This is a genomic window from Streptomyces sp. NPDC046870 (assembly GCF_040704595.1).
Lineage (GTDB): Bacteria > Actinomycetota > Actinomycetes > Streptomycetales > Streptomycetaceae > Streptomyces > Streptomyces argyrophylli.
In genome coordinates this window covers 115,230-121,443 of the sequence record NZ_JBEYXM010000025.1, presented here as the reverse complement: position 1 = coordinate 121,443, position 6,214 = coordinate 115,230, and the positions used below count along the sequence as shown (strand labels likewise).

Sequence of the window (6,214 nt, the reverse complement as noted above, 5' to 3'; positions counted from 1 at the left end):
TGGGTGTGTTTTTTTCATTTGTGCTCATCAGGGGTGCCACTTGGGGGGTGGGGGGTTTTTTCGCTTTGGTTTGGTTCGTTCGGTGAGTCCGTCACCGAACGACCGGACCGACGGTCACGTCACCGCACGCTCATCGCAGCCGGCCTGGAGCGGCCACCGCGTCACCCCGCACCGCGAACTCGCACCACACGATCTTGCCGGGGCTCCGCTCCCCCACCCCCCACTTGTCCGCGAGGGCCGCGACGAGGAGCAGGCCCCGGCCGTGTTCCGCCTCCGGAGCCGGCTCCGGAGCCCGCACCTCGCCCGGACCACTGTCGTGCACCTCGACGCGGAGCACGCCGTCCGTGTGCAAGGTCAGCCGCAGGAGGAAGCCCCGGCCCGCGGGCACTCCGTGGAGAAGGGCGTTGGTCGCCAGCTCGCTCACGCAGAGCAGTACGTCGTCGCGGCGCTCGGCCGTGGCCCAGTCCGTCATCGCCTGGTGGGCGAACTCCCGCGCGAGCCGTACCGACCTGCGGTCCCTGCGGTAGAGGGTCTGGCGTGTGCGGGGGTGTCGGGGTTCTGCGTTCATGCCGCGAGTGTCACTGTGCGTCACTACACTGGGTCAGTGAGTGAGGTCGTAGTTCTCATTGCTACGAGTCCACTACGAGAGCTTGGCGTGCATACGGGGGAAAGGAACGGCCATGCACGTGGCATCGAGGCCCAAGAAGGTCGGTTCGTGGTACGCGGTCGGCGCGCTGCTGGCGCACTTCCGGAAGAAGGCGCGCCTCACGCAGGAACAGTTCGCGGAGTCGGCGAACCTCGCGGTCGACACGGTGAGGTCGATCGAGCAGGGGAGGCTGGCGTTACAGCCGGACCGCGCCGAGCAGTTCGACGAACTCCTCGACACCGGTGGGGCGTTGACGGTGGTGGTGGCCAAGCTGCCGGTACGGGACCGGATCGTTCAGTTCGCGCAGGGGCTGGTGGATCATGAGCAGGAGGCGTTGAGCATCCTGTCGTATCAGAGTCTGGTGGTTCCGGGACTGCTCCAGACCAGGGACTACTGCCGGGCCGTGTTCGACTGCCGCTACCCGGCGCTGGGCAGTGAGACCGCAGAGCAATGGGTGAGCGCTCGCATGGAACGCCAGTTGATCTGGCAACGGGATCGGCCTCCCGTCGGCCACTTCGTCTTGGAAGAGAGCATTCTTCGGCGAGGGATCGGCGGTCCAGAGGTGATGCGGGCGCAGATCCGGCAGATCCTGGAGTACACCGAGCCCGTCCACATGAGTTTCCAGGTCATGCCCATGGGCCGAACACCCCATGCCTGTCTCGACGGCCCCATGGTGCTGCTGGAGACGCCCGAACACGAGCGTCTCGTCTACCTGGAGGTGCAGCGCGCAAGCTTCCTCGTCGATGACCTGGATGAGGTCAGCGACTACCACCTCCAGTATGGAATGCTGCGGTCTCAGGCCCTACCTCCTGACGAGAGCGCGCGCCTCTTGCATGGACTGCTAGGAGAGACATGAGCACCGCAGCAACACACCGCACGCCGGACAGCCTTGCTTGGTTCAAGTCCAGCTACAGCGGCAGCCAGGGCGGCGACTGCCTAGAGGTAGCCACCACCCCCACCACCATCCACATCCGCGACTCCAAGAACACCCCCGGCCCCGCCCTCGCCGTCTCCCCCGCCACCTGGACCCGGTTCCTCGACGGCATCGCCCGCTGAGCGAGCCCGCTCAGAAGCCCCCGCCGAAGTCCCCTCCCCCGCCCCCGCCGTCGAACCCGCCTCCGTCGCCGAAGCCGCCGCCGAAGTCACCGGGGTCGAAGTCGGTGCCGGAGACGTCGCCGCCCTCGTAGCCGCCCCCGCCGAAGTCGCCGTATCCGGTGCCGTAGTCGGCGGCGTACGACGGGGTCGCCATCACGCTGCCGAGCAGGGTGCCGACGAGGAGGCCGGGGAGGAGGCCGCCGCCGAAGTAGCCGCCGGCCCAGGGGCCGTAGGCCGGGCCCGCGTCCCAGTAGGGGCGGCGGCCGTAGTCGGTGTCGACCTCGCGGATCACCGGGTCGCGGCCGTCGGCCAGACGGGTGGCGTCGGCCGCGCAGACCGGGACCTCGCGCGGGGCCCCGCCGGGCGGGGTCCAGGTGGCGTCGGTGACCGAGGGGCCGTGCCGGGGATCGAAGAAGCAGGGCGGGCGGCGCTCCGGGAGCGGGCGGCCCTCGCGGCGGGCGGCCAGCTGGGCGAGGGAGAAACGGCCGTCCTCCACCGCCTCGGTGACCGACCGGACGTCCTCCGGTCTGCGTGCCGCGGCCATGCGCTGCTTCGCGGTCTCGTAGGCGTCCAGCGCGCGCTCGTAGTCGGCGCGCATCGTGTCGTCGGCGCCCGCTTCCGAGGGGTGGAAGTCCAGGCGGTCGAGTTCCTCGCCGAACGCGGTGATGTCCTCGTCCACGACCACCCGCAGCCGGTCCAGGGCGGCCCGCTGCTCGTCCTCGCGGCGCCGGCGGTTGCGGCGGACCAGCGCGTAGGCGCCCCCGCCCGCTGCCACCAGGACGGCGGCCGTCGTGATCAGTGCGGTGCTGGAGGCGCCGCCGCCGTCGGCCGAGCCGCCCCAGCTGCTGGGGGCGTGGCCGCCCATGTTGGCGAGGGCGCGGTCGGTGAAGTCGGTGAGCTGGGCCTTGGCGTCCTCGCCCTGGACGCTGCCGACCAGGTTCTGCCGGGCCGTGGCCGACATGACGGAGGAGTCGGCGCGGGCGTCGAAGCGGTCGCCGAGACGGATGCCGTAGAGGCCGGTGACGCCGGTCGCGGAGCGCAGGTCGGTGAAGAGGTTCCTGGTGGGGTATCCGGCCGGGAGAACGGCGATGAACAGGGGTTTGTCGGCGTCCTTGATCCGGGTGGCGAGTGTGTCGGCGTCCGCGGCGGACAGCTGGTCCCGGGCCGCCGGGTCGACGTAGACCGGGCTCTTGCGCAGCGCCTGGGCGATCGTGGAGACGCTGGTGTCCGCACTCGCCCCGGGCGCGAACAGGGTCGTCAGCGCCAGGGCGAGGGCGGCCAGCAGCAGGGCGGGGAGGCTTCGGGTCCGCGGCACGGCCTTCATACCTTGAAACTACCCGAAGCCTCTCCAAAGCGGTCACTCGTCCCGCGTCGGGATCAGACCGCCCGGTACGCCTCCGCCAGCTTCTCCACCGCCTTCCCGTACCTGCCGGTCAGCAGCAGGTGGTCGGCGTCGGCGAAGGGCTTGGCCACGGCGGCCGTGAGGTGGCCGTCCGCCTTCTGCTGGACGAGCAGCCGGGCCTGGGTGACCAGCGCGCGCCCGGCGCCGGCGTCGCGGTGCCGCTCGGCCTTCGCCGCCCGGACGGCGAGGTCGCGCAGGGTGGCCGTACCGCCCTTCGGGACGTCGGTGCGGGTGGTCAGGCCCCAGCCGTACGGGAACTGCGGGTCGTACGCCGTGTCGCCCACGTTGATCGGCAGCTGCGCCTCCGACTTGGGCCAGGTGACCGGGAGCTGTCCCGTGAAGGGGCGCTTGCCGTAGAGGACGTCGGCGACGCCCTCGCCCTCGGTGCCGGGCAGCCAGGACGCGACCAGGGCGTCGATCTCGCCCAGCCGGTCGCCGACGAGCTGCGGGCGGCCGGAGACGATCAGCACCGCGCACTTCATGGCCGCGCACACCTTGTCGACGGCGGCCTGGTCGGCGGCGGACAGCTTCAGGTCGTGGCCGTTGCCGACGTCGCCGACGCCCTCGGCGTACGGGGTCTCGCCGACCACGACGACCCCGACGTCGTAGCCGCCGGTGGGAGCGGAGGCGTCCTTGGAGTAGGTGACGTCGCCGCCCGCCTCGCGCAGGCCCTGGAGGATGGTCGTACCGGGGACGGTGTTCCCGGAGGCGCCCTGCCAGGTGAGGGTCCAGCCGCCGGTCTGGTTGCCGATGTCGTCGGCGTTGGACCCGGCGACGTACACCTTCTCGCTCTTCTTCAGCGGCAGCAGCCCGCCCGCGTTCTTCAGCAGCACCTGCGACTCGGCGGCGGCCCGGCGGGCGACCTCCCGGTGGGCCGGGGAGCCGATGGCGGCGGCCCCGCTGGTGTCGGCGTACGGGTGCTCGAAGAGGCCCAGCTTGAACTTCTCGGTGAGGATGCGGGAGACGGCGTCGTCGATCCGCCGCTCGCTGACCCGGCCCGCCTTCACCTCGTCGGCGAGCGCGGTGCTGAACTCCTTGTAGGTGTACGGCACCATCATCATGTCGACGCCCGCGTTGACCGAGGTGCGGACGTGGGACGCGTAGTCGCCGGGCAGCTGGTCGATGGCGTTCCAGTCGCTGATGACGAAGCCGTCGAAGCCCATGCGGCCCTTGAGCACCCCGTTGATCATGTCGCCGCGGGCGTGCATCTTCACCGCGCCCTTGCCGTCGCCGGCGATGTCGAGGGAGGAGTACGACGGCATGACCGTGCCGACGCCCCGCTCGACGGCCGTGCGGAACGGCGCGAGGTGGATGTCCTCCAGCTCCTGGCGGGTGACCTTGGTGACGCCCTGGTCGATGGTGTACTTCCCGGTGGTCGAGGAGCCGTACGCGGTGCCGCCGTCGCCGACGAAGTGCTTGGCCGTGGCGAGCACCTTGTCGTCGCGTGCGAGGTCCTGGCCGCCGGCGCGGCCCTGGAGGCCCTGGATCACGGTCTCCATGGACTGCACGAGGGCCGGGTCCTCACCGAAGGACTCGTAGGAGCGGCCCCAGCGTTCGTCGCGGCTCACGCACAGGCAGGGCGCGAAGTCCCAGGGGACGCCGGTCGCGCGGACCTCGGCGGCCGTCACCGCGCCGGTCTGCCGGGCCAGCCGGGGATCGCGGGTGGCGCCGATGCCGACGTTGTGCGGCATGACCGTGGCACCGGAGAGGTTGTTGTGCCCGTGGACCGCGTCGACGCCGTAGACCAGCGGGATCTGGAAGCGTGTCGCCTGGGTCCGCAGCTGGAAGGCGTCGATCATCTTCGCCCAGGCCGCGGGCGTGTTGGGGGTGGGCGTCGAGCCGCCGCCGGAGAGCAGGGAGCCGAGGGCGTAGGCGGCGATGTCGTTCGGCTGGGTCATGGCGCCGCGTTCGGCCTGGGTCATCTGGCCGGCCTTCTCCGCCAGCGACATCCGGCCCAGCAGGTCGGCGACCCGCTTGCGCACCGGCAGCTTGGCGTTCAGGTACGGCAGTCCGTGCGCGTCGATCACGACCTGCGGGGTCTCGGCGGGGGCCTTGGCGCCGGTGACCGCGAGCTTGAGGGGAACGGTCTCGGCGGGTTCGGCCGCCCGGTCCCGGCGGGTGGGCACGGCGATGGTCCGCGCGGTGCCGGAGGCGGTGCCGGCCGGGAAGGTGACGGTGCCGGAGACGGGGGTGTAGTCCTGGCCGGCGGTGGCGGTGCCGTCCCCGGTGGTGTAGGTGACGGTCACGGGGTCGGTGAGGGGCTGCTCGCCGGTGGTGGCCACGGTGACCCTGACCTTCGCCGTGCCGCCCTCCTCGACCGGGTACACGGGCGCGTCGGTGCCGACGGAGGCGTGCAGCGCCTGGTCGGCCCTGCCGTACAGCTCCACGTCGTCCAGGGCGAAGTCGCCCTTGGCGCCGGCCGGGAGGGTCAGGGCGTAGCCCCACATCTCCTTGAGGCCGAGGACGTGGTCGATGCCGCCGACGGGCTGGTAGTCGGTGCGGTAGGTGAAGTCGGTGAAGGGGAGCTGGATCTGCTTCCAGCCGGTGAAGTCGTCGGTGAAGGAGGTCGTCCACAGTTCGGACGCCTCGCCGTTGGCTCCGCCGTCCTTGATCTCGAAGGGGATCCTCTTGCCGGTGTTCCGCCCCTCCCACCAGAACCGGATGCCCTGGTGGGCGGACCAGTCGTGGGCGGGCGCGGTGGCGGCGAAGTCGTGGGTGAAGCCGCCGTAGCCGCTGATGTCGTAGCTGCCGGCGAGGACCTTGCCGCCCTCGGGGGCGTCGGCGCGGTCGGCGAGGCGGAGCGTGGGCGGGTCGTCGGAGTCGCCGCCCCAGGTGAAGATGCCCTCGGCGGGCTGGGAGGCGAAGGGCACCTCGCCCTCGAAGCGGTCGACGGGTACGGGGGCGGGCTCGTCGGCGGCTCGCGCGGTCGCCGCCCAGGGCAGCAGACCGGCGAGGAGTGCGGCGGAGGCGAGCAGGGCGGTTCTTCGCATGGACCTTCCCTCGGCTCTCGTGGTTCACTCAGGGCTTAGCTCACGCCGTGAGTTAACTAGGGGCACACACGCCCGTCAAGA

At 71.4% G+C, this 6,214-nt stretch carries 5 protein-coding genes; 2 read left to right on the top strand and 3 right to left on the bottom strand.

Annotated elements, in window-relative coordinates:
- Positions 1-130: 130 nt before the first annotated feature.
- The gene (locus AB0946_RS34615; RefSeq protein WP_366764653.1) at positions 131-568 is read right to left on the bottom strand and encodes an ATP-binding protein; all 438 of its coding nucleotides are present in this window, start codon (positions 566-568) and stop codon (positions 131-133) included.
- 112 nt (positions 569-680) lie between these two features.
- Between AB0946_RS34615 and AB0946_RS34610 the strand changes: the two genes are divergently transcribed.
- Together AB0946_RS34610 and AB0946_RS34605 are read left to right on the top strand one after the other, a co-directional pair.
- Positions 681-1,502 carry a helix-turn-helix transcriptional regulator gene (locus AB0946_RS34610; protein ID WP_366764652.1) on the top strand — a complete coding sequence of 274 codons (822 nt, stop codon included), beginning with the start codon at positions 681-683 and terminating at the stop codon, positions 1,500-1,502.
- The gene (locus AB0946_RS34605) at positions 1,499-1,702 is read left to right on the top strand and encodes a DUF397 domain-containing protein (protein WP_366764650.1); all 204 of its coding nucleotides are present in this window, start codon (positions 1,499-1,501) and stop codon (positions 1,700-1,702) included. Before AB0946_RS34610 ends, AB0946_RS34605 begins: the two co-directional genes overlap by 4 nt.
- A gap of 10 nt (positions 1,703-1,712) precedes the next feature.
- Here the strand turns inward: AB0946_RS34605 and AB0946_RS34600 are convergent, their stop codons facing one another.
- Complete coding sequence (locus AB0946_RS34600; RefSeq protein ID WP_366764648.1) at positions 1,713-3,065, bottom strand: hypothetical protein; 1,353 nt, start codon at positions 3,063-3,065, stop codon at positions 1,713-1,715.
- Between the two features lie 53 nt (positions 3,066-3,118).
- Complete coding sequence (locus tag AB0946_RS34595; RefSeq protein WP_366764646.1) at positions 3,119-6,133, bottom strand: glycoside hydrolase family 3 N-terminal domain-containing protein; 3,015 nt, start codon at positions 6,131-6,133, stop codon at positions 3,119-3,121.
- Positions 6,134-6,214: the final 81 nt, after the last annotated feature.